21 protein-coding genes are annotated in these 22,181 nt (G+C 71.1%); 4 read left to right on the top strand and 17 right to left on the bottom strand.

The genetic code is table 11. The features are described from left to right. Positions 1-5: 5 nt before the first annotated feature. The 4 genes from DFJ64_RS12560 to DFJ64_RS12545 all read right to left on the bottom strand — a co-directional run bounded on the left by DFJ64_RS12560 (position 6) and on the right by DFJ64_RS12545 (position 2,293). Positions 6-326 (bottom strand): DMT family transporter, encoded by a 321-nt coding sequence (locus DFJ64_RS12560; RefSeq protein WP_115850620.1) that lies wholly within the window; start codon positions 324-326, stop codon positions 6-8. A gap of 141 nt (positions 327-467) precedes the next feature. Then, the gene (locus tag DFJ64_RS12555) at positions 468-719 is read right to left on the bottom strand and encodes a DUF4229 domain-containing protein (RefSeq protein ID WP_211310600.1); all 252 of its coding nucleotides are present in this window, start codon (positions 717-719) and stop codon (positions 468-470) included. Positions 720-737: 18 nt separating this feature from the next. After that, entirely contained in the window at positions 738-1,703 is a 966-nt protein-coding gene (locus tag DFJ64_RS12550) for a threonine ammonia-lyase (RefSeq protein ID WP_115850618.1), read from the bottom strand. A gap of 83 nt (positions 1,704-1,786) precedes the next feature. After that, on the bottom strand, positions 1,787-2,293 hold the full coding sequence (locus DFJ64_RS12545; RefSeq protein ID WP_245941099.1) for an Lrp/AsnC family transcriptional regulator: 507 nt from the start codon (positions 2,291-2,293) through the stop codon (positions 1,787-1,789). Positions 2,294-2,951: 658 nt separating this feature from the next. On the opposite strand from DFJ64_RS12545, the gene DFJ64_RS12535 reads away from it, so the two are divergent. Then, on the top strand, positions 2,952-3,350 hold the full coding sequence (locus tag DFJ64_RS12535) for a PLDc N-terminal domain-containing protein (RefSeq protein WP_211310599.1): 399 nt from the start codon (positions 2,952-2,954) through the stop codon (positions 3,348-3,350). A gap of 140 nt (positions 3,351-3,490) precedes the next feature. On the opposite strand, the gene ccsB is transcribed toward DFJ64_RS12535, so the two are convergent. From ccsB to DFJ64_RS12465, 13 genes are all read right to left on the bottom strand, one after another. Beyond that, positions 3,491-4,546 (bottom strand): c-type cytochrome biogenesis protein CcsB, encoded by a 1,056-nt coding sequence (gene ccsB / locus DFJ64_RS12530; RefSeq protein ID WP_115850615.1) that lies wholly within the window; start codon positions 4,544-4,546, stop codon positions 3,491-3,493. Next, positions 4,543-6,255 carry a cytochrome c biogenesis protein ResB gene (gene resB / locus DFJ64_RS12525; RefSeq protein WP_115850614.1) on the bottom strand — a complete coding sequence of 571 codons (1,713 nt, stop codon included), beginning with the start codon at positions 6,253-6,255 and terminating at the stop codon, positions 4,543-4,545. The genes ccsB and resB overlap by 4 nt, the downstream gene beginning before the upstream one ends. A 3-nt stretch (positions 6,256-6,258) precedes the next feature. Next, positions 6,259-6,966 (bottom strand): cytochrome c biogenesis CcdA family protein, encoded by a 708-nt coding sequence (locus tag DFJ64_RS12520; RefSeq protein ID WP_245941308.1) that lies wholly within the window; start codon positions 6,964-6,966, stop codon positions 6,259-6,261. A 152-nt stretch (positions 6,967-7,118) separates the two neighbouring features. Beyond that, positions 7,119-7,703, bottom strand: a complete 585-nt coding sequence (locus DFJ64_RS12515; RefSeq protein WP_245941098.1) for a TlpA family protein disulfide reductase — start codon at positions 7,701-7,703, stop codon at positions 7,119-7,121. A 6-nt stretch (positions 7,704-7,709) separates the two neighbouring features. Further along, complete coding sequence (locus tag DFJ64_RS12510) at positions 7,710-8,366, bottom strand: histidine phosphatase family protein (protein ID WP_115850611.1); 657 nt, start codon at positions 8,364-8,366, stop codon at positions 7,710-7,712. A gap of 20 nt (positions 8,367-8,386) precedes the next feature. After that, a complete protein-coding gene (gene hemL / locus DFJ64_RS12505; RefSeq protein ID WP_115852048.1) occupies positions 8,387-9,727 on the bottom strand; it encodes a glutamate-1-semialdehyde 2,1-aminomutase in 1,341 nt (446 codons plus the stop codon). Between the two features lie 780 nt (positions 9,728-10,507). Continuing rightward, a complete protein-coding gene (hemB, locus tag DFJ64_RS12495; protein WP_115850609.1) occupies positions 10,508-11,482 on the bottom strand; it encodes a porphobilinogen synthase in 975 nt (324 codons plus the stop codon). Positions 11,483-11,559: 77 nt separating this feature from the next. Continuing rightward, complete coding sequence (locus DFJ64_RS12490) at positions 11,560-13,161, bottom strand: bifunctional uroporphyrinogen-III C-methyltransferase/uroporphyrinogen-III synthase (RefSeq protein WP_115850608.1); 1,602 nt, start codon at positions 13,159-13,161, stop codon at positions 11,560-11,562. Further along, on the bottom strand, positions 13,158-14,081 hold the full coding sequence (gene hemC / locus DFJ64_RS12485; RefSeq protein WP_342768131.1) for a hydroxymethylbilane synthase: 924 nt from the start codon (positions 14,079-14,081) through the stop codon (positions 13,158-13,160). Before hemC ends, DFJ64_RS12490 begins: the two co-directional genes overlap by 4 nt. Next, positions 14,078-15,430, bottom strand: coding sequence for a glutamyl-tRNA reductase (locus tag DFJ64_RS12480; RefSeq protein ID WP_115850607.1), 1,353 nt, complete (start codon positions 15,428-15,430; stop codon positions 14,078-14,080). Before DFJ64_RS12480 ends, hemC begins: the two co-directional genes overlap by 4 nt. A gap of 70 nt (positions 15,431-15,500) precedes the next feature. Beyond that, a complete protein-coding gene (locus tag DFJ64_RS12475; RefSeq protein WP_115850606.1) occupies positions 15,501-16,232 on the bottom strand; it encodes a redox-sensing transcriptional repressor Rex in 732 nt (243 codons plus the stop codon). 231 nt (positions 16,233-16,463) lie between these two features. Next, positions 16,464-16,697 carry a glutaredoxin family protein gene (locus tag DFJ64_RS12470; protein WP_115850605.1) on the bottom strand — a complete coding sequence of 78 codons (234 nt, stop codon included), beginning with the start codon at positions 16,695-16,697 and terminating at the stop codon, positions 16,464-16,466. Between the two features lie 177 nt (positions 16,698-16,874). Continuing rightward, positions 16,875-18,452: a class I adenylate-forming enzyme family protein gene (locus DFJ64_RS12465; protein ID WP_245941097.1), complete on the bottom strand. Its 1,578-nt coding sequence runs from the start codon at positions 18,450-18,452 to the stop codon at positions 16,875-16,877. A gap of 186 nt (positions 18,453-18,638) precedes the next feature. Between DFJ64_RS12465 and DFJ64_RS12460 the strand changes: the two genes are divergently transcribed. The 3 genes from DFJ64_RS12460 (at position 18,639) to DFJ64_RS12450 (ending at position 22,165) form a co-directional block, all read left to right on the top strand. After that, positions 18,639-19,499, top strand: a complete 861-nt coding sequence (locus tag DFJ64_RS12460) for an HAD family hydrolase (RefSeq protein ID WP_115852045.1) — start codon at positions 18,639-18,641, stop codon at positions 19,497-19,499. 172 nt (positions 19,500-19,671) lie between these two features. Further along, positions 19,672-20,547: an ECF subfamily RNA polymerase sigma factor, BldN family gene (locus DFJ64_RS12455; protein WP_245941096.1), complete on the top strand. Its 876-nt coding sequence runs from the start codon at positions 19,672-19,674 to the stop codon at positions 20,545-20,547. 148 nt (positions 20,548-20,695) lie between these two features. Then, positions 20,696-22,165, top strand: coding sequence for a DUF5667 domain-containing protein (locus DFJ64_RS12450; protein WP_115850604.1), 1,470 nt, complete (start codon positions 20,696-20,698; stop codon positions 22,163-22,165). The last annotated feature ends 16 nt before the right edge of the window (positions 22,166-22,181 follow it).

Here is a 22,181-nt window from a genome sequence, read left to right as displayed (position 1 = left end):
GCGCGTCAGTGGCCGCCGGCGAGGTTGAGGCCGACCACTCCGGCGATGATGAGGAGGATGGAGGCGATCTTGAGCGGGCTCACGCTCTCCCCTAGGAAGAGGATCCCGATGATCGCCGTCACCGACGCGCCGATCCCGGTCCAGACGGCGTAGGCCGGCCCGGCCGCCAGGAACCGCATCGCCCAGCCCAGACCGAGCAGGCTCGCGATCGTCAGCACGAGGAAGCTCACCGTGGGCCACAGCCTGCTCAGCCCGTCGGAGAGCTTGAGCGACACCGCCCAGCCGGCCTCGAAGAAGCCGGACACGATCAAGACCAGCCACGCCATGGCACCCCCAGAGCGCGTCACACCGAACCGTCCAGACGGACCCAAGCTCACCAGGTCATGCCGGGCTCAGCACAGCCGGACCGCAGCAGGATCACCACAGGCCGGACGGCGGAGCCGAACGGACGCGCGGACCCGCGTGGCTCAGTCGACGTCCTCCTTGCGAGCGGCGGCGTCGATGCGACCGCGGACGGCGGCCGCTGCCCCCACCAACACGCGGCCCGCCTCGGCGCCCTGCCGCCTGAGGAGCAAGAGGGACAGACCGGACGAGAAGAGCAGGGCCAGCAGCGCGATCGCCCAGCCCGTGACGTAGCTGCCGAACAGCAGGTACAGCACACCGAAGCACGCCGCGAACACGACGAGCCTCAGCAGGGTGTAGACGAGCAGCTGACGCACAGTGCTTCGCAGCGTACGTCAGCCGGCGAGCAACGAGGCCAGGAGGGCGGGGTCGATGTTGCCCCCGGAGACCACGGCCACGACGGGGCCCGGAGGCAGGTCGGCGCGGTGCTCCAGGTAGGCCGCCGTCGCGACGGCTCCACCCGGCTCCGCCACGAGGCGAGCCCGGGTCGCCAACGCCACGACCGCAGCGCGAATCGCGTCCTCGGACACGGTGAGGACGCCGTCGACCCGAGCTCGGATGTGCTCCCAGGTCAGCTCGCCCACACTGACCCGGAGGGAGTCCGCGATCGTCCGATAGGTCTGGTCGACCGGCCAGACCCGGCGCTCGCCGTGCCGCATGCTGTCCGCGACGTCCCCGGCGAGCTCGGGCTCGCAGGCGATGACCCGAACCTGCGGGGCGCGGGCCTTGATCGCGGTCGCGACCCCGGCGACGAGGCCGCCGCCCCCGACGGGCACGAGGACGGTCGCGACCTCGGGGAGGTCGGTCACGATCTCGAGCCCGATCGTGCCCTGGCCGGCGATCACGTCAGGGTGGTCGAACGGCGGGATGAACGTGTAGCCGTGCTCGGCGACCAGCTCGGCGACCCGGGTGGCGCGCTCGGCGGGTGGCACGAGAGTCACGTCGGCGCCGAGGGCACGTGTGGCCTCAACCTTCACCGCCGGACTCGTCGTGGGCATGACGACGTGCGCCTTGACGCCGTGGCGGCGCGCCGCCAGCGCGAGCGCCTGGGCGTGGTTGCCGGAGGAGTGCGTGACCACGCCGCGGGCTCGGGCCTCCGGGTCGAGCGCGGCGACCGCGTTGACCGCGCCACGAATCTTGAAGGCGCCGATGACCTGGAGGTTCTCCGGTTTGAGCCACAGCGGCCGGTCACGGTCCCCGTCGGACCAGGGCACGAGCTGGGTCCGGACGACGTGGCCGGCGATGCGCGCGGCGGCGGCCTCGACGTCGGCGAGCTGCACGAGGGTGACTGGGCGACCCATGCCGGAACGGTAGCCCGCCAGGGGTCTCACCGGTCCCACCCGGTCGGCGCCACGGAGGTCACGCTGGCGTCGCGACGGACGGGTCAGCCCTTCGGCTCCCGCGTCGGCTCGTCGACGCCGAAGGCTCCGAGGTCACCCGGCGGCATCCGTCCCTCCCACTTCGTCGACAGGACGAGCGTCGTCCGGGTCCGGCTGATGCCGCGAATGCGCTGGAGCCGCCCCAGCAGCTCCTCGAGAGCGTCGACGTCACGGACCCGCACCTTGACGATGTAGGACTCCCCGCCCGCGACGTACCAGCAGTCCTCGATGTCGGAGACCTTCTCCAAGCGCTCGAGCACTTGACTCTGGTCGGCGTTGTCGGAGAGCACGAGGCCGATCAGCGCGGTGACGCCCAGCCCGAGGGCGGAGGGCCTCACCAGCGCGCGGTACCCGGTGAGCACCCCGCGCTCCTCCAGTCGACGGATCCGATCGAGGACGCTCGGCCCCGACAGCCCCACGATCCGTCCGAGCTCCGCGTACGAGGCACGACCGTCCTTGCGAAGGTGCGCGATCAACTGCCGATCCACGTCGTCCAAGGACCCACCGATCATCCGCCCTCCCCATAAATCGCTAGCCGACTGTCGTCCTTCGCCTTAGAATTTGAGGCAGTCGAGCGAGTTTCATCATAGATTCGAGGGGGATCGCCCACTACATGCACATTGGCTCGCCAACGTATGCCACTCTCCGCCGGCTTCCGCACCTGGGCGGAAGCTCACTCCTTGCCGGTCCACGCATCCCTGCTCCGTCGCAGGGCTCGGCTGCCCACGAGCTGGCTGGCGCCAGCGTCCCGGCGGTGCACCGACGGACGCATCGCCTCCAGCGCCAGCTCCGACGCTGGTGGGCCGCGCGCCACGCTGGCTCGGTCGGCCTGTCCCGTTCCATGCGGTCTGGCGACACCGGCACCACGGCCGAGCACCTGACCGGTGACGCCACCACCGTCTCCCACCAGCCAGCTCGCAGTGGTCCTGCGCGGATCCCGAAGCAGCGGCGCGCGGCGGATACCTCCACGACGCGGTGCCCCTGACAACCCCGAACCCGACGATCCTGACCTCTGACGATCCTGGTCCCTGACGACCGCCGGCGCCCAGAGATCGTGTGCGCCCCCGCGACGACTCGTGGGACCGGCTGTGAACGCTGAGCGGCGGGACCCCTCCGGCGGCGACTACGCTCGGAGACCACATCCGTCGTACGCCGCTGGGAGGGGTTCCCGTGCTCCGCGTGTTGCCCGTCCTGGTCGTCCTCGTCCTCGTGGTCTACTGCCTCATCGACCTCGCCCAGAGTCCAGCCGACGAGGTCCGGGCCTTGCCGCGGTGGGTGTGGGCGCTCGCCATCCTCTTCATCCCGGTCCTCGGCCCGATCGGTTGGTTGCTGATGGGCAGACCGGGTCGCCAGGCCGGCGTACCCACCGTGTCCGGTGCGAGCGCCACCCGTCCAGTGGCACCCGACGACGACCCCGTCTTCCTCGCCCGGTTGAAGGAGCTCAGGCTGAAGGCCGAGAGTGAACGCCTCCGGCAATGGGAGGCCGACCTCGAACGCCGGGAGCGCGAGCTCGGTCGTGGCGACGACCGCGGCGACCAGAGCCGCCCCGACCCTGGCTCCTCCACGTGAGCGTGGAGCGCTGCGGGTTCAGCACGCGAGGGTCCACGGGGAGGGGCCCGTCACGAGGGTTCGGCCCTTCACGCGCGGTCCACCGGGGAGCGCCGGGTCGAGAGGACGCCTCCGAGGCCGTCGCGGGATCGGTCTGAGGGCTACACGCCGGCGTAGGAGTGCAGGCCGGGCAGCAGGAAGTTGACTCCGATCAAGTTGAACAGCAGCGCGCCGTAGGCCGCCAAGCCGATCCACGCGACCTTGTCCCGCCACCCGGCGGTCGCCCGCGCGTGCAGGTAGGCGGCGTAGCAGACCCAGGTGATGAACATCCAGGTCTCCTTGGGGTCCCAGCCCCAGTAGCGTCCCCAGGCGGCCGCCGCCCAGATCGCGCCGGCGATGAGGGCGAAGGTCCAGATCGGGAACGCGAACGCGTTGAGGCGGTAGGCGATCCGCTCGAGCGCTGCCGCGGACGGCAGCTGGGCGAGGTAGCCTCCCGGAACCCCCTGCGCAGCGCGGCGCTCCTGCCGCCCCTTGAGGAGCTGGAGCAGGCTCGTCAGTGCGCCGATCGTGAAGACACCGGTGGCCAGGACCGCCGCGGACACGTGGAGCGCGAGCCAGTACGACTGCAGCGCGGGGATGAGGCCGGACACCGGCGTGTAGAAGATCACCACCGCGATGCCCAGCGCCACGAGGAGGAAGCCGGTGACCGGCAGACCGAGGAAACCCAGCCGCAGCGGCCGCAGCAGGGCCAGGTAGCCGACGGCGATGACGAAGGCACCGCTGATCGTGAACTCGTAGAGGTTGCTCCACGGCACCCGCTCCGCGGCCAGGCCTCGGGTGAGGACTCCGGCGCCCAGCAGGAGAGTGGCCAGGATGGTGAGGGCGACGCCGATGCGGGCCAAGACGTCGGAACGGTAGGCACGGGTCGCCTCGTCGTCGGGAGACGACCCTGCGGTCACGCTGTCGAGGCCGTCCTGGGTCTCCAACGGGTCGAGAGTGGCGACCGCCACGTCCGCCTGCCGCGTTCCGTCACCCGACGCGGCCACGGCGACGGCCGGCTGACGGACTCGAGCCGCGAGGCGGCGCTCCGCCAACGCGGCGGACCGGCGTTCGCGGGTGAACGCCCACGCCCCGGCGTGCGCCAGCATCGCCAACGCCATGACCCCGGTGGCGGCGTAAACCAGGTTGTCCGACAGGCTCGCGAGCGCGAGGTTCACTGGTGCTCCTCATCGTCAGCGGCCGCGCGCCCCGGAAGGCCCGCGGCGATCGTCTCGATCTCCGCCGCCAGGTCGTCACCCTCGGCGGAATCGCTCGTCGGCATGTCGTCGTTCGAGCGTGTCCGGGCGAGGCGCTCACCCTTGTCGAGCCCGGCGATCGTCACCTCTGTACGCCCGGCGTCCTCGGTGATCCGTACCCAGACCCGCCGGGGACGTACTACGAGGGATAGTAACAGTCCGGCGAGGCCGAGCAAGGCGCCGCCGAGCGCGATGGGCTCACCCGGGTTGCTGCTGATCTGCAGGTTCACCCACCGCTCGTAACCGTCGAAGCGGATGCTGCCCGCGCCACCGGGGAGCGTGGCGCTCTCCCCCGGCGACAGCGCCAACCGGAGCGCGTCCCCGTCGGCCGTGCGGAACTGTGTCAAGCCATCGGTGCGCAGCCGATAGACCGACTGAGGAACGCCGTCATCCAGGCCGAGGTCACCCTGGTAGGCCGTGAGGTACACCGCTGGGCTCAGCGCATCGGGAAACGCCGAGACCGGCCCCAGCTCTTGGTCGACCACCGCGGTCGGGAGGAAGAAGCCCTGGAACCCGAGCTGCGTGGGTCGCGCGTCAGGGACCTTCACCACACCGGTCGACGTGAAGCGGGTGTCTTGGGGCAGGAACGGCACCGGTCCGGAGAACGCCACGTCGCCGTTGCCGTCCCGCACCGTGAAGCGTGGCGCGTAGCCGTGACCGATGAGGTGGATCTGCGCGGTCCCGATCCGCAACGGATGGTTGACCCGCAGGCGGTACTCGCGCTCGGGCTCGCCGGGAGCCTCGGTGTAAGTCAACGTCGCGTCGAACGCGCGCGGCGCGCCGGCCTGCTCACCCGCGACCTCCCAGCGCGCCTGGAAGTCCCGCACCGTCAACGCGAAGGGAGGAAGCTGGCTCTCCTCGAAGAACGCGCCGGCTTGGTAGCCGTCGTACTGGGTGACCGTGTTGGCGAAGCCGTTTCCGACGATCACCAGGGCGGTGCCGCGGAACCCGAAGAGGCTCCCGACCGCGACGCCCACGAGAACCACGACGATCGCGAGGTGGAAGAGCAGGTTGCCGATCTCGCGGGAGTAGCCACGCTCCGCCGAGACCGTCCAGGTCCGCGAGCTGGCCTCGGTGGTCGAAGTCGGAGCCGTCCCGGATGGCTCAGGAGCGGGTGACCCAGGAGCGGGCCGGCGCACGACCACCCGGTAGCGACGAGACCGCAGCCGCGCCACCGCAGACTCGACGAGCTGCTCGGCGGCGGCGTCCGTGGCCCACGTCGACGAGACGGGCAACCGGTGGAGACGCCGTGGTGCGGGCGGCGGCGGGGACCACATGCGCCGCGCGTGCTGCGCCGCTCGCGGCAGGATGCAGCCGAGCAGCGAGACGAGCAGAGCGAGGTAGATGGCGGCGAACCAGGCCGACCCGAAGACGTCGAACAACCCCAACCGGTCGTACCAGCGGGCCAGCTCTGGATGCTGTTGCGCGAACTCCGCCACCGTCACCGGGTTGACCCGGCGCTGCGGGATGAGAGACCCGGGCACCGAGGCGAGCGCCAGCAGGAAGAGCAGAAGGAGGGCGGTCCGCATCGAGGTGAGCTGACGCCACGCCCAGCGGGCGAGCTCCCAGGCGCCGAGCGGAGCTGGCTCAGCCGGCGCGGTCTGCCGTTCCGGCGCCTGCGTCTGCGTCATTCGTCACACCACCGTCGAGAAGTCGCTGACCCACTGTCGCATCGGCCCCACGAGCAGATCCCACCCACCGGTGACCAGGAGCACGCCGACGAGGACGAGGAGGGCGCCACCGGCGCGCGTCACCCAGACGTGGTGGCGACGAACCCAGCCGAGGGCACCGACCAGCCGCCGGAACCCGACGGCGACCGCCACGAACGGCAGTCCCAGGCCGAGCGCGTAGCACACCATGAGCACGGCGCCGCGTCCCGCGGTCGCCTCGTTGACCGCGAGGGTGGCGACCGCGCCGAGCGTCGGACCGATGCACGGGGTCCAGCCCAGCCCGAACAGCACACCGAGCAGCGGAGCGGCCCCGAGCCCCACGGCTGGCACCCGGTGCACCCGCAGGTCGCGCTGGAGCCACGGCACCGCGCCCAGGAACACCAGGCCGAGCCCGATGGTCACCGACCCGAGCGCCACGGTGAGGGCCCGGGTGTGAGCGGCCAGGAAGGTTCCCACCGCGCCGAACAACGCTCCCGCAGAGACGAAGACCGCCGAGAACCCGGCCACGAACAGCAGGGCGCCCGCCACCATCCGCCCACGCCGGCCCTCCGCGAGGTCGGCGCCCGACAAGCCGGTGACGTAGGACAGGTAGCCGGGCACGAGGGGCAGGACGCAGGGCGAGAGGAACGACACCAGCCCGGCCACGAGTGCGACGGGTGCCGCGAGCACCATCGAGCCGTGGAGCACGGTGTCGGCGAAGCTGTCACCCACCGACGCGCTCACACCGGCCACCTGGTCGAGTGCTGTGACCGGGTCGGGCACCGCCACGTGATCGGTCGGAGCCACCCGGTTGAACACCGCCACCTCGGAGACCACCATCCCGCTCATCCCCGCGCTACCACGTCGTCCACGAGATGTCCGAGCGTGCGGTCGTCCACGGGTCCGAGCACCCGGGCGGCCACGCGCCCCTCCGTGTCGATGACGAGCGTCGACGGGATCGCGTTGGCTGGTAGCGTCTCGCGGAAGCCGAGCAGCTGCTCCCCGTTCGGGTCGTAGACGCTGGGGTACGGCACCTCGAAGGTGCGGACGAACGCTCGTGCCGGCTCGGGATCCAGGTCACGGGTGTTGAGCCCCACGAAGGCGACGTCCTTGGCTTCGAGCGCCTTCGCCGCCTTCACCAGGTCGGGCGCCTCCTTGCGGCACGGCGGGCACCAGGAGCCCCAGACGTTGAGCACCACGACCCGCCCCCGGTAGGACGCCAGGTCCAGCACGTCACCCGTCAGCGTCGTGCCGCGCAGTGGCGGTGCGGGGCGGCGCTGCTTCGGCGGGACCGTCGTGACGGTGCCGCCTCCGCTGACGTACCGGGTCTCGGCCGTCACCTCGGCGGACGAGCCCGCACCGGAGCATGCGACGAGCGGACTCACCACCGCGACCAGCACGACCACCAGCGACCACAACCGACGAGACACCAACGCTCACGCTCCCGCCACGAAGGTTCGCTTGGACGGTGGAGCTGGCAGCAGGTCGGCGGCCGGTTCGGAGTAGTCCACCGCGACGAGCCGGTCGTCGTCGTAGGTGAACGACGTGAGGCTGGCGAGCGTGCACTGACGCTTGCGCGGGTCGTGCCACAGCCGGCGACCCTCGACGTAGGAGCGCACGATCCAGATCGGCAGCTGGTGGGAGACCAGGAGCGCCTCGTGCCCGTAGGCCGCCTTCCGGGCGTCCGCGATCGCGGCGAGCATGCGGACGACGATCGCGCGGTACGGCTCGCCCCACGACGGCCGGAACGGGTTCCGAAGGTGCACCCAGGCCCGTGGTCGACGAAGCGCCCCGTCGCCCACGCCGAACCGCTGCCCCTCGAAGACGTTGGCTGCCTCGATCACCCGGTCGTCCACGACCGGCGTGAGCCCCAAGGCCGCCGCGATCGGCTCGGCTGTCTCCTGCGCCCGCTCCAACGGCGAGGTGACCAGGTGGACGATGTCGCGCCCCGCGACCGTCTCGGCCACCCGTTGGGCCATGGCCCGGCCCCGCTCCGACAGGTGGTAGCCGGGCAGACGTCCGTAGAGGACCTTGCGCGGGTTGTCGACCTCACCGTGCCGCAGCAGGTGCACGATCGTGCGGGTAGGACTCACGGGCTCTCCTGGGGACACCGTCAGGTGTCGGGCTCGCTTGCGGGTGGACCGTCGTCGGCGTCCGGACGCGCCGCCGCGGCGGCGCGAGCGGCGGCGGGAACCGCGGCCGCGATGCGCTCGAGCGCCTCGTCGCCGTGTGCGGTGCTGACGAACCACGCCTCGAACGGGCTCGGCGGAAGGTGGACGCCACCGTCGAGCATGGCATGGAAGAACGCCCGGAAGCGGTGCTGCTCCTGGGAGCGGGCGTCGTCGAAGTCGCGCACCCTGGGTATCCGCTCCGGGTCGACGAAGAAGACGCTGAAGAGGGTGCCGGCGAACTGGACCAGGTGCGGCACGCCCTCCTTGGTCAACGCGGACGAGACGATGTCGGCCACGTTCGCTGCGATCTGGTTCAGCTGGGTGTAGGTCTGCTCCGTCGCCAGCCGCAGCGTGGTGAGGCCGGCCGTCGTGGCGACCGGGTTTCCTGAGAGGGTGCCGGCTTGGTAGACGGGGCCGGTGGGCGCAAGCTGCTCCATGTACTCCGCCTTCCCGCCGAACGCCGCGGCTGGGAAGCCTCCGCCCATCACCTTGCCGAACGTCATGAGGTCCGGGACCACGCCGTCGATGCCGTACCAGCCGGAGCGGCTGGCCCGGAAGCCGGTCATGACCTCGTCCGAGATGAACAGCGCACCGTGGTCGTGGCACACCTGGGCCAGGAACGCGTTGAACCCGTCCTCCGGCGGGACGACGCCCATGTTGCCGGGAGCCGCCTCGGTGATGAGGGCGGCGATCTCCGTGCCGTACCGCTCGAACGCCGCGCGCACCGCCTCCCGGTCGTTGTACGGGAGCACGAGGGTGTCGCCGGCCTGCGCAGGAGTGACGCCGGGCGAGTCAGGGAGACCGAACGTCGCGACGCCGGATCCGGCCGAGGCCAGGAGCGCGTCGACGTGACCGTGGTAGCAGCCGGCGAACTTGACGATCTTCGCCCGCCCGGTCACGGCCCGTGCCAACCGGATCGCCGACATGGTCGCCTCGGTGCCGGACGAGACGAATCTCACACGGTCGACCGGGGTTCGCGCGACGATCTCCTCGGCCAGCTCCACCTCGGGCACCGTGGGCGTGCCGTACGAGGTCCCCGCCGCGACCGCCGCCTGCACCGCGGCCACGACCTCGGGGTGGGCGTGACCGAGGATCATCGGCCCCCACGAGCCGATGAGGTCGACGTACTCGCGGCCGTCGACGTCGACGAGGTAGGGGCCGTGGGCCCGGGTGATGAACCGTGGGGTGCCGCCAACCGCCCGAAAGGCCCGGACCGGCGAGTTGACCCCGCCAGGTGTCACCTGCTGAGCCCGGGCGAAGAGCCGCTCGGATGCGGTGGGCACGGCTGGATCGAGGCGAGCATCGGTGGCCACCGCGCCATTGTGCAACCTCCCGCGGCGGGAGGGCTCGGGGTGGTCAGGGCCGAGGCGATCCGCGTCGAACGGCGCGGCGTCGACCGCGCGGGTCCGGATCAGGCCCGTTCGAACCGAGCAGCGGCCAACCGGGCAGGTCGAGCCAGGCGGCGGCCAACCAGGTTGGTCCGAACGAGGCCGGTTCGAAATCGGATGTGATCACGGCCGTAACCCCATCGCGCTGCCGTCGTTGATGTCGACGACGGGCTCGACTGTCACCGACATGTCGGCCTGCGACGACAGGTAGTGGCCACGTAAGGTGAGTCGTGAGCTTCGGGGGGAGGTCACACATGACGCGAGAGCGCGCTCGGTGGTCTGCGGCGCGTGCTGTGGGTCTGTGCCTTCCCTGTCCTCACGCCACCATGTCGACCAGGCGCGTCCGTCGTTACTCCATGTCCGCTCCTTCTCCATAGTGGTTCCTCCCTCGACCCCTCCGAGGGTCCGTACGAACGCGGCCTCCGCGACTGGCTCGGCGCCCTCACCCCCCCGGGCGCGCCGGGCCTCCTCGGCCGCCGCGGTGCCCGGTTACCTCCCCCCCGACTGGGCGCCGCGGCGGCCCCTCCATGACGGCGTCGTCCTCGTGTGAGAAGGCACACGTCACCAACCACCGTCACCAAACGCAACAACGCTGCTACGTCTCGTCAGAGACGAGGGGCAGACCGTCACGGACCTGCGGCGCCACGCAGCGCCGCCACCCGACCCAGAGGGTGCTCAGCGGAAGTCGCGCGCGACCTCGGTCGCCCAGTAGGTGAGCACGATGTCGGCGCCTGCGCGTCGGATCGAGGTGAGAGTCTCGCGGATCGCCCGCTCACGGTCGATCCAGCCGCGCTGCGCGGCGGCCTCCACCATGGCGTACTCACCCGAGACGTTGTAGGCCGCGACGGGGACGTCGACCGCGTCCTTCACCCGGCGAACGACGTCGAGGTACCCCAGCGCCGGCTTGACCATCACCACGTCAGCGCCTTCGGCCACGTCGAGGGCGACCTCTCGCAGCGCCTCGACCGCGTTCGCCGGGTCCTGCTGGTACGTCCGGCGGTCGCCGCGCAGGCTCGACTCGACCGCGTCCCGGAACGGCCCGTAGAACGCCGACGCGTACTTCGCCGAGTACGCCAGCACGCCCACGCCGGTGTGACCGGCGGCGTCGAGGGCACGCCGGATCACCCCGACCTGGCCGTCCATCATCCCGCTCGGACCGACCATGTGGACGCCCGCCTCGGCCTGGGCGACCGCCATCTGCGCGTAGCGCTCCAGCGTGGCGTCGTTGTCGACGTCCCCCTCCGCGGTCAGCACGCCGCAGTGCCCGTGGTCGGTGAACTCGTCGAGGCACAGGTCGGCCATGACGACGCTGGCGTCGCCGACCTCCGCGACCACCTCGCGGATGGCGACGTTGAGGATGCCGTCGGGATCCGTGGCAGCCGAGCCGACCGCGTCCTTCTCGCGCGGGATCGCGAACAGCATGAGCCCGCCAACGCCAGCCTCGACCGCCTCCACGGCCGCCTTCCGCAACGAGTCGAGGGTGTGCTGGACCACACCCGGCATGGACGGCACCGGGATCGGCTCGGTCGCCCCCTCACGGACGAACAGGGGAAGCACCAGCGATCGCGGCGGCACCTCGGTCTCGGACACCAGCCGCCGGAGCGCCGGCGTCGCCCGCAGTCGTCGGGGACGAATCTCCGGGAACCCCATGTCTCCTCCCCCTGCCGCTGACCGGACGTCGCGACCGAGCTGTCAGCGCCAGCGTGCCGCGCCGCCGGACCGGATGGCTACCGGGCGCGCCGGCGTGACCCCGCCTTGCGCTCCGACGGCTTGGTCACCGGCTCGCCCGCCTCGATCTGTGCCGCTCGACGGGCGGCGCCGAACTCGGCGAGGGCCTCGGCGAGCGCCTCGATCGACGCCTCCTCGGGTTGGACGTCGACCCGCAAGCCGTGCTCCTCCGCGGTCCGCGCCGTCTGAGCACCGATCGCCGCGATCACCGTCGTCGCGTGCGGCTTGCCCGCGATCCCGACCAGGTTCCGGACCGTCGAGCTGGACGTGAAGGCGACCGCGTCGAACTTGCCGGTCTTGATCGCCTCGCGGATGGGCGCCGGCGGAGGCGCCGCCCGCACCGTCCGGTACGCGGTGACGTCGTCAACCTCCCAGCCGAGCTCGATGAGCCCGGCGACCAGCGTCTCGGTCGCGATGTCAGCCCGCGGCAGGAACACCCGATTGATGGGGTCGAGCACCGGGTCGTACGGCGGCCAGTCCTCGAGCAGGCCACGGGCGGAGTGCTCGCCGGACGGGACGAGATCGGGCTTGATCCCCCACGCCTGGATCGCCTCGGCCGTCTTGTCGCCCACGGCGGCGACCTTCAGCCCTGCGAAGGCCCGCGCGTCCAGGCCGTACTCCTCGAACTTCTCCCGCACCGCGCGGACGGCGTTGACGGAGGTGAACGCCACCCACTGGTAGCGGCCGGTGACCAGACCCGTGATCGCCCGGTCGAGCTGCTGCGGGTTCCGAGGCGGCTCCACCGAGATGGTCGGCACCTCCTCGGGCACCGCGCCGTACTGCCGGAGCAGCTTGGACAGCGCGGCCGCCTGTTCCTTGGTGCGTGGAACCAGCACGCGCCACCCGAACAGCGGCTTGGTCTCGAACCACGACAGCTTGTCTCGCTGGGGCACCGTCGGGCCCACGACCAAGACGAACGGGCCCTCCACCTTCGCGGCCTTGACCTCCTGGGCCAGCGTCTCGAGCGTGCCCTCCACGGTCCGCTGGTTGGTGGTCGTGCCGGCCGTGGTCACCGAGGCGGGCGTGGACGGCTCTCGCCCGGCCTTCACGAGCATGCCGGTGATGTCCTTGAGGTTGTCGGTGACCCCGGTGATGACGTGTGTCGCGGAGCCGTCGGAGAACGTCTCCCACTCCGGTTCACCCGCGCTCACGTCGACGATCCGAACCTCCCGCACCTTGGCCGTCATGAGCGGGATCCCGGCGTACGTGGGCACCGCGCTGGCGATCGGCAGACCTGGCGTCACCTCGAACGGCACGTTGTGCCGGACGAACGCCGCCACGTGCTCGGCCGCGTGCCCGTCGAGGAAGGGATCGCCACGGTAGAGACGGACGACGTGACGGCCCTCCTTCGCGTGCTTGGCCAACACGCGACCGGCCTCCGCCGGAGTGACGGAGTCCTCGGTCAGCTCGATCCGTTCGGCCTCGTCGGATACGTAGGCGGACAGCACAGCCTCAAAGGTCGCGAGCTCGCCCGCGACGACATCCGCCCGCTCCAGCAACTCCTTGGCCCTCGCCGTGACAAGCGCCGGGTCGCCCGGCCCGACACCAACGAAGGACACCGAGCCCTGGGACTTCTTCGTGGTCTTGTTCTTCGCGGTCACGTGACGCGTTCCTCGATCAAACGGCTGGCTCCCTCAGCGAGGAGAGCGGACGCGAGCTCACGGCCGAGTCTCTCCGCCTCGCCGAGAGATCCCGATGTGGACAGACGGACGCTTGCTGAGCCATCAACCGCCGCCACGACGGCGTGGAGGGTGAGCTGGCCCCCCTCCTCGCCATCCGTGGTCTCGGCGAATGCTCCCATAGGTGCGCTGCAGCCGGCTTGCAGCTCGGCCAGCACGGCGCGCTCGGCGGTCACCGCCGCCCTGGTGCGTGGGTCATCGAGCTGGGCGAGAGCGCGCACCACACTCTCGTCGGCCCTGCGGCACTCGACGGCGAGCGCGCCCTGGCCGGGCGCCGGCACGAACTCCGTCGGGTCCAAGGTGTGGGTGATCTCGGCCTCGCGCCCGAGCCGAGCCAGCCCAGCCCTGGCGAGGACGACGGCGTCGAGCTCGCCGCGGTGAACTTTGCCGAGCCGCGTGTCGACGTTGCCTCGAATCTCGACCAAGGTCAGGTCGTCCCCTCGGGCGAGCCGCAGCTGGGCGAGTCGCCTGGGCGCACCGGTTCCCACGCGCGCGCCTCGTGGCAACGTCTGCAAGTTGAGGCCGTCCCGTGCCACGACCGCGTCGCGCGGATCCTCCCGGGGCGGTACGGCCGCGAGCACCAGCGCCTCGTGCGGCTGGGTGGGCAGGTCCTTCAGCGAGTGGACGGCGACGTCGATCTCACCGTTGACGAGCGCGTCGCGCAGCGCGGCGACGAAGACACCCTGGCCGCCGATGCGACGCAGCGGGCTGCGATCCCGATCGCCCTGCGTGGTGATCTCCACGAGGGTGACGTCGATGCCGAGCCGCTCCAGCACCGTGGCGACCGTCCGGGTCTGGGTGACCGCCAGAGCGCTGGCACGGGTGCCGATCCGAAGCTTCACGATGCGACCCCCGTCGTCTCCTCGCCCGGCTCCGGACGTTCCACAGGGCGCATCGGGTCCGCGTTGGTGACCGCCTCGACGGTGGCCTGGTCGAGCGCGAACAGCGTGCGCAGCGCGTCGGCGTAGGAGGTCTCCACGGGCTGCTCGGCCAGCTCCTTCACCCGGATCGTCGGCGCGTGCAGCAGCTTGTCGACCACGCGGCGGACCGTCCACTCCACCTCGGACCGAACCGTCTCGTCCAGGTCGGGCAGACGGCTCGCCAAGCGGCGCAGCTCCGCGTCGACGACCTCCGCCGCCATCGTCCGCAGCGCCACCACCGTGGGGACCGCCGCGGCCGCCCGCCTGGACGCCGCGAACGCCGCGACCTCCTCGGCGACGATCGAGCGGACCGCCTCGATGTCGCTGGCGGCGGCACCTGAGGTCTCGCCACCGCCGGCCGCCAGGCTTTCCAGGTCGATGAGCGTCACGCCGGCGAGATCCCCGGCACCGGGCTCGACGTCGCGAGGCAAGGCGAGGTCGCAGACCACGAGGGGCGCGCCGGCCCGGGCCGCGACCGCGGACGCCAGTCGCTCGCCGCTGAGGACCGTGCCGACCGCGCCGGTGCAGGAGATGACGAGGTCGGCGGCCGGCAGCTCGACGGCGAGGTCGCTCATCGCGACGGCCCGACCGGACACGTTCTCGGCCAACCGGCGGGCACGTTCGAGGGTGCGGTTGACGATCACCACGCGCGCGTCGTGGTCCCGGCGCAGGGTGGTCGCGGCGAGGGCGGCCATGGACCCGGCGCCCACGATGAGCGCCGAACGCCCGGTGAGGTCACCCAACACCCGGGCGGCACGCTCGAGCGCGGCCGTCACCACGGAGCGCCCAGCCCGGCCTAGGTCGGTCTCGGCGTGGGCTCGCTTGCCCACCCGCAGCGCGTGCTGGAACACGGCGTTGAGCGTCGAGCCCACCGTCTCGGCGTCCTGGGCCGTGCGCAACGCGGCCTTGACCTGGCCGAGGATCTGCGTCTCGCCGACCACCATGGAGTCCAAGCCACACGCCACCGAGAACAGGTGGCTCACCGCGCCTTCCTCGTACCGCACGTACAGGTAGGGCGTGAGCTCGGCGGTCGTGACGCCAGCGCGCCGCGCCAGCAGCTCCGTCAGCTGCTCGACGCCACCGTGGAAGCGCTCCACCTCGGCGTAGACCTCGACGCGGTTGCAGGTCGCCAAGACAACCGCCGCCGCGACTCGCGGGCACTGGACAACCTCCTCGAGGAACTTCTCGACGCCCTCGGGAGCCGGGACAACCCGCTCCAGCACGTCGATGGGCGCTCCTCGGTGGGACAAGCCGACAACGAGCAGGCTCATGCGCGACCTCGCTTCGCTCCGAGTGCGCGCAAGGCACGCGAGAGTCGAACCGCTGACTGGCGCCGCTGGCTCATGGGGCGACGGAACTCCTCTCGGCAGGCACACCGTCGACCTTCGTCAACCGCGCGGACAGCGCCTTGCGCTGCTCGTGGTAGGCGAGGATCTGCAGCTCAGTGGACAGGTCGACCTTGCGGACATCGACACCAGGAGGGACGTTCAACACCACGGGGGCGAAGTTCAGCACACTCGTGATGCCCGCGGCGACCATCCGGTCACACACCTCTTGTGCGGCCGACGCCGGCGTGGCGATGATCCCGATCGACACGTTGTACTCGCGAACGACGTCCTCGAGCTCGCTGTATGCGCGGACGACGTGATCGCCGACTCGCTCACCCACCTTGGCCGGATCGGCGTCCAACAGGCCGACGATGCCGAAACCTCGCGAGACGAAGCCAGAGTAGTTGGCGAGCGCGTGGCCGAGGTTTCCGATGCCCACGATGATCACGGGCCAGTCCTGGGTGAGACCGATCTCCCGTGCGATCTGGTAGCGGAGGTACTCGACGTCGTAACCGACGCCGCGGGTCCCGTAGGAGCCGAGGTAGGAGAGATCTTTTCGGAGCTTGGCGGAGTTGACGCCGGCGGCGCGGGCCAGCTCCTCACTCGACGCGGTCGCGATCCCACGTTCGGACAGCGCGGTCAGCGCGCGGAGATACACCGGGAGCCGCGCGACCGTCGCCTCGGGAATCCCGCGACTCGGCCGCGCGTCCGTGTCATGGGTACGGCGGGGACGCGACGAACTCACTTCACTCCTGAGGTATGAGACGTTCCCACGACGCCTCCGGCCGACCGGACGAACCCGGTCGGCGATCCAAGCCTAGGACTTTGTGAACGCGCGAACAAAATCGAGCGTGGACGCTTGATCGTCAGGCCGCCGGGAGCGGCGTGCCAGGTGTGACCCTCGCCGCCGAAGCACGGGGCGCGACCGACCGGCTGTCACCTCGCGGACGCTCCGCGTGGTCTGCGCCCACCCCTGCTAGGCCAGGGCCGCCCGCAGCCGCGCCTCGTCGACGCGCCAGAAGTCGTGCTGGCGTCCGTCGACGAAGGTCACCGGGATCTGCTCCCACCACCGACGGTACAGCTCTTCATCCGTCGTGATGTCCACCTCGACCCAATCGACGCCCAGGTCCTCGCACACGGCCGCGATCACCTCGCGCGCGTCGTCACACAGGTGACAGCCGGGCTTGCTGTAAAGGGTGACCCTCGCCATTCGTGTCCGTTCGTCCCAGTGAACGTGTTTGTCCTCTATGTCCAGGCGGATGTTATGTCCAGGCGGATGTTCAGTGTCGTCGGTCCCAGCGAGCGGGGCTCGCCGTGACCGTCAAGCCTTTCTAGCGGGCCCGCCTCACCTGCCGGTCACGCCGCCGGGACGCTCCGGCGCGACAGGTCAGCCGGACAGCTCCGCGGCGAGTCGGGCTCGGAGCACATTGCCGGTGGCCGACCTGGGCAGCTCGTCGACGACCCGAACGACGCTGGGGCGACGGAACCTGGCGAGTCGAGCGGCGCAGTGAGCGGAGACCTCGCCCGGCGTCACCGTCCGTCCTCGACGAGGGACGACGTAGGCGACGACGGCCTCCCCTGTGGCCGGATCCGGCACGCCGACCACGGCGACGTCGGCCACCGAGTCCAGCTCGGCGATGACCTCCTCCACCTCGCGGGGATAGACGTTGAACCCGGAGACGACGACCACCTCCGAGCGCCGGCCGGCCAGGGTGAGGCGGCCCTCCTCGTCCAGGTAGCCGACGTCGCCGGTGAGGTGCCAGCCGTCCGCACCCGGGTCCTCTGAGCCATCAGGCCAGTAGCCGGAGAACATGCTCCGGCTCCGGAGGAGGATCTGGCCGGGCTCACCCGGCTCGACATCGACCCCCGCGTCGTCGACGACCCGGATCTCCACCCCGGGCAGCGGGACGCCGAGACCTTTGGGTCGTTGTGCAGCGTCGCCCGGCGCGGCACCCGGCAGGGTGGTCGTCACCAGCCCGGCCGCCTCGGTGAGCACGTACCCATCGTGGACGACGAGTCCGGTCGCCGTCTCCACCTCCTGCCGAACGCCGGCTGGAAGCGGCGAACCCAGCGACTGAAGCACACGCACGCTGACGAGCCCGTCGGCCAACTCGGCGCTCCGGCTCCAGGCGGCGAGGATCGGCGGGACGACTGGAACGACCGTCACCTTCTCGGTGGCCGCCACTTCCAGCGCGCGCTCGGGCTGGTCGTGGCGCACCACGACGAGGGTGGCGCCGGCACGGGCCACCGCGCCCAGCACCGCTGTGCAACCGACGACGTGGCACAGCGGCACCGTGGCCAGAACCACGTCCTCGCCTCGTACAGGCGTCGGCTCGGCAGCCGACCACTGGTCGATCGCCGCCACGAGTGCCCGATGGGTGAGCATCGCCACGCGGCGTCGGACACCGCTTCCAGGCGTGCGGGCTAGGAGAGCGAGGGCCTCGGGGTCAGCCGGCGGAACGGCGGGAGTGCGCGCCGGCGTGGCCATCAGGTCGTCGTAGGACCGTTCGCCGGCCGCGGCCGGGACACCGACCGGCACCACGCGAGGCACGAACTCCGCGTCGTGATCGGCACTGCCTGGCCCTCCGACCCCGCGCGGACGACCGGCGATCTGGCGCACGGCGGACCGCACCGCGTCGACACTCGCGGCGTCGGCGAGGACGACGCGGGTCCCCGTCTCCGCAAGCACGTCGGCCATCTCCGCCGCCGTGCCGGCTGGATCGACCAGGACCACGACGAGCCCCGCCCGCAGCGCGCCGAAATAGCAGAGAGCGAACTCGATCGAGTTGCTCAAGGCGAGCGCCACTCGGTAGCCCGCGACCAGGCCACCACCCGAGAGCGCGGCAGCGCAACGGTCGACCGCGCGGTCGAACTCCGCCCAGGTCAGGCGGCGTTCCTCTGCGACGAGGGCGGTCCGGTCAGGGCTCGCCTGAGCGGCCCGGCGGACCAGGTCGGCGACGTTCACGGCCCCTCCCTCGGACTGCCAGGCCGGCGCGACGCCGGCACAGGGAGTCTGGCACATGCCGGCGCCGACGCGCGGCACGGGCACGCTCCGTGGCAAGGGTTTCACCCTGACGATGGCACGGTCCAGACGGCGCGTACCGGACATCCCTCCCAAGCGAGTGGCGTCCAGGCTCTAGGCTGGATGACCATGACGCGCGCGGAGGATGCGGCTGAGGCGACGACTTCCGCCCGCGAGACCGAGGTCACACCCGACTCCCGCGCGGCGGCGTTCTTCGACGTCGACAACACCCTCATGCGCGGCGCGTCGCTGTTCTATCTCGCTCGTGGGCTGCACAGCCGCAAGTTCTTCTCCACCCGCGACATCCTCACCGCCGGCTGGCGACAGCTGAAGTTCCGCGTGGTCGGGTCGGAGGACCCCGATCACATGCGGCTGATCCGTGAGCAGGCGCTGGACTTCATCGCGGGCTGGCCGGTACACGAGCTCCTCGAGCTCTCCGAGGAGATCTTCGACGAGGTGCTGGCGACCAAGATCTGGCCTGGCACCGCCGCCCTCGCCCAGCGTCACCTCGACCAGGGGCAGCGAGTCTGGTTGGTGACCGCGGCGCCCATCGAGATCGCGAGGCTCATCGCCGACCGCCTCGGTCTCACCGGCGCGATCGGCACTGTCGCCGAGACCGTCAACGGCTTCTACACCGGCCGGCTCGTCGGCGACCTCATGCACGGAGCCGCGAAGGCCAACGCCGTTCGTCAGCTCGCCGCCGAGGAAGGGCTGGACTTGCGCCTGTGCTCGGCCTACTCAGACTCGTCCAACGACATCCCCATGCTCTCCCTGGTGGGGCACCCCTGCGCGATCAATCCTGATCGGAAGCTCCGTGCTCACGCCCGTCGACACGGTTGGCGCATCCGCGACTTCCGTCGGGGTCGGCGCGCCGTCCAGGTGGGACTTGCCACCGCCGGGCTCGCCGGAGCCATCGGCGGCGCGACCGCGGCCGCGGCGGCGCTTCGACGCAACGCGGGCCGTGTCCGCGACCGCCGTTCCGGAGCGTGACCGCGTCGCCCGTGAGCCCAGGACCGCACCCGGTCGCCTGTCTCAGAACGTGACCGCGTCCGCGGCGACGTCCAGGAAACACCGAGGAGACACCGAGGAGACACCGAGGAGACACGGTATGCATTAGCCCGGCGTATTCCAGTCTGGGCGGATGTCTCCTACGATGCCCTCGGTGGGACAGAAGTCCGTGTGGTCGGGGGGTCGGGAGCAGACATTGACGCCGCAGACCGAACGACCCATCACCGCCGACCGGGAGGGAGTCGCGGAGCTCTTCGCCCTCCTCCGCGCGCTCCTGGAGGGTGCGACCGCCTCGGCACACCCCGTCCCAGCCGGTGCCGTGGTGGCCGACGACCGTACCTGCCCCAGCTGGCCTCATACCACCGGTGGGTGTCCTGACGACACCCGGCTGCTGCAGGCCTCGCACCAAGAGACCGCCGAAGCGCGCCCGGCCTCCCTCTCGTTCCACCGCGCGGGCGTCCGGACCGAGCAGGAGACGACGCAGGATCCCCGCATCGTCGCGCTGGTCGAGCTCGCCAAGGACGGGGACGCCGAGGCGTTCGGCCAGCTGTACGACCACTACGTGTCCACGATCTACCGCTACATCTACTACCGCGTCGGCACACACGCCCTGGCCGAGGACCTCACGAGCGAGACGTTCTTCCGGGCGCTGCGGGCGCTGTCGTCGTTCCGGTGGCAGGGACGCGACTTCGGCGCCTGGCTGGTCACCATCGCCCGCAACCTCGTGACCGACCACTTCAAGTCCGGACGCTTCCGCCTCGAGGTCGCCACCGGCGAGATCCTCGACTACGACCTCGCCGCCGACGGACCCGAGGACGACGTGCTCGCCACCCTGACCAACGAGGAGCTCGTCAAGGCCGTCCGCAAGCTCAAGCCAGACCAACAGGAGTGTCTCGTCCTGCGCTTCCTCAACGGGCTCTCCGTCGCGGAGACCGCCCAGGTGCTGTCCAAGAGCGAGGGGGCGGTGAAGCAGCTTCAGCTCCGCGCCGTCCGCAACCTCGCGAAGCTGCTTCCCAAAGGCATCAGATGACGCAGGTGGGTGCGCTCTGGACGGTGTGGCGTATGGCGTGCTCAGCGGGTCGTAACTCCAGACACGGCGGATCGTTGGTGCGGGTGTCTGATTCGCCGGAGGTCGTCCTCTTACACACTATTCGACCTCCTGTCCGAGAGGACCGCCGATGACCTCACTCCTGGCTTCCCGCCGGCGGGCTGAGGACTTCGCGCGCCTCGTGGAGGGGTCGAGGCGCACGTCTGACCCGGAGCTGGCTTCCCTTCTCGGACTGGTCAACCGGTTGCGCCCGGCCGAGATCACGCCTTCGGAAGACTTCCGTCAGTCACTGCGGGCCCAGCTGGTCGCCGTGGCGGCCGAGCGAGCGGCGAGCACGGCGCGCGCCGCGAGCGTGGCGGACGACGTGGTGGAGGCGCCGGCGAGCAGGCCCGCTGACCGCAAGCCGACCCGGCTCCGGGTGGGCGCGATGGCCGCCTCCATCGTGCTGGCGGGCGGCATGGTCGGCACCGCGGCGGCCGCCCGCTCCGCCCTCCCTGGCGACTTCCTCTATCCGATCAAGCGCGGCCTGGAACGCACCGAGGCCGCGGTGACCACGAACGCCGAGTCCCGTGGTCTGGAGTACCTCGCTCACGCGTCCACCAGGCTCACGGAGCTGGGCGAGCTCACCGCGGAGGGCCGTATCCACTCCGACGACACCACACGGATCGACCTCAGCGTCTCCACGCTCGAGGAGTTCACCCGCGACTCCCGAAACGGTGGCGCGCTCCTCATCGAGGCGTTCCGTAGCGACCAGCGCACCGCGCCGCTCCTGCGCTTGCGGGAGTTCGTCGCCGACGCCAAGCCCCGGCTGGAAGCGACGGCTCCGCTCCTGCCGGCCGAGGCCAATGGCGCCTACCAGAAGGCGTGGACCACGCTGGAGCGACTCGACAACCAGGCTCTCGCGCTGTGCCCCCTGTGCGACCCGGGCAGGGGCGGAGTCGAGGACGCCGAGGTCGTGAGCAAGGGACGGGACCCCATTGGACGGTCGGACACGTCGACGCGCAAGCGTGACGAGTCGTCGAGCGACACGTCACAGAGGCGTGACGAGTCCGAGCCCACCTCGGAGTCCCACTCCGACGACGACGGCACCGAGACCGAGCCCGACACAACGCCCACGAGCGACCCCAAGCCGGATCCCTTCCCGCCCAAGCCCTGGCCGACGATTCCACCGGAGCCCCAGCCCACGTCGAAGCCGTCGCTGCCGGTGCCGTGGCCCACGTACCCGCGGCCGACGACCACGACGAAGCAACCACCGACGCCTCCGGAAGACGAGCCCCTCCCTCTCCCGCTGCCACTCCCTCTGCCCCTGCCGACGGCGCTGCCGTTGCCCCTGCCGCTTCCCACGGTGCTCAAGCTGCCGCTACCCCTGCCGTGGTTCGATCAGCAGGAGCCACCGGCACCGAGCCCGGTGCCCGTCACCCCGCCGAGCTCGCCGAGTCCCGTGGCGGAGGAGATGAGCCGTCGGCCGAGCTCGACGGCGACCCCATCCTTTGATCCGTCACCTGAAGCGTCGGTGCCTCACACCCCCAGCCCGACGCCGACCACGACGACGCCCTCGGATGACGACCCCTTCGGCGACATCCTCGAGCTGAAGCGGTGACACCCGAGCGGCGTCC

It is taken from the genome of Thermasporomyces composti (assembly GCF_003386795.1).
Classification (GTDB): Bacteria; Actinomycetota; Actinomycetes; order Propionibacteriales; family Actinopolymorphaceae; genus Thermasporomyces; species Thermasporomyces composti.
Note: the sequence above shows the minus strand (reverse complement) of the source record. Positions and strands in the feature narration are given on the sequence as shown.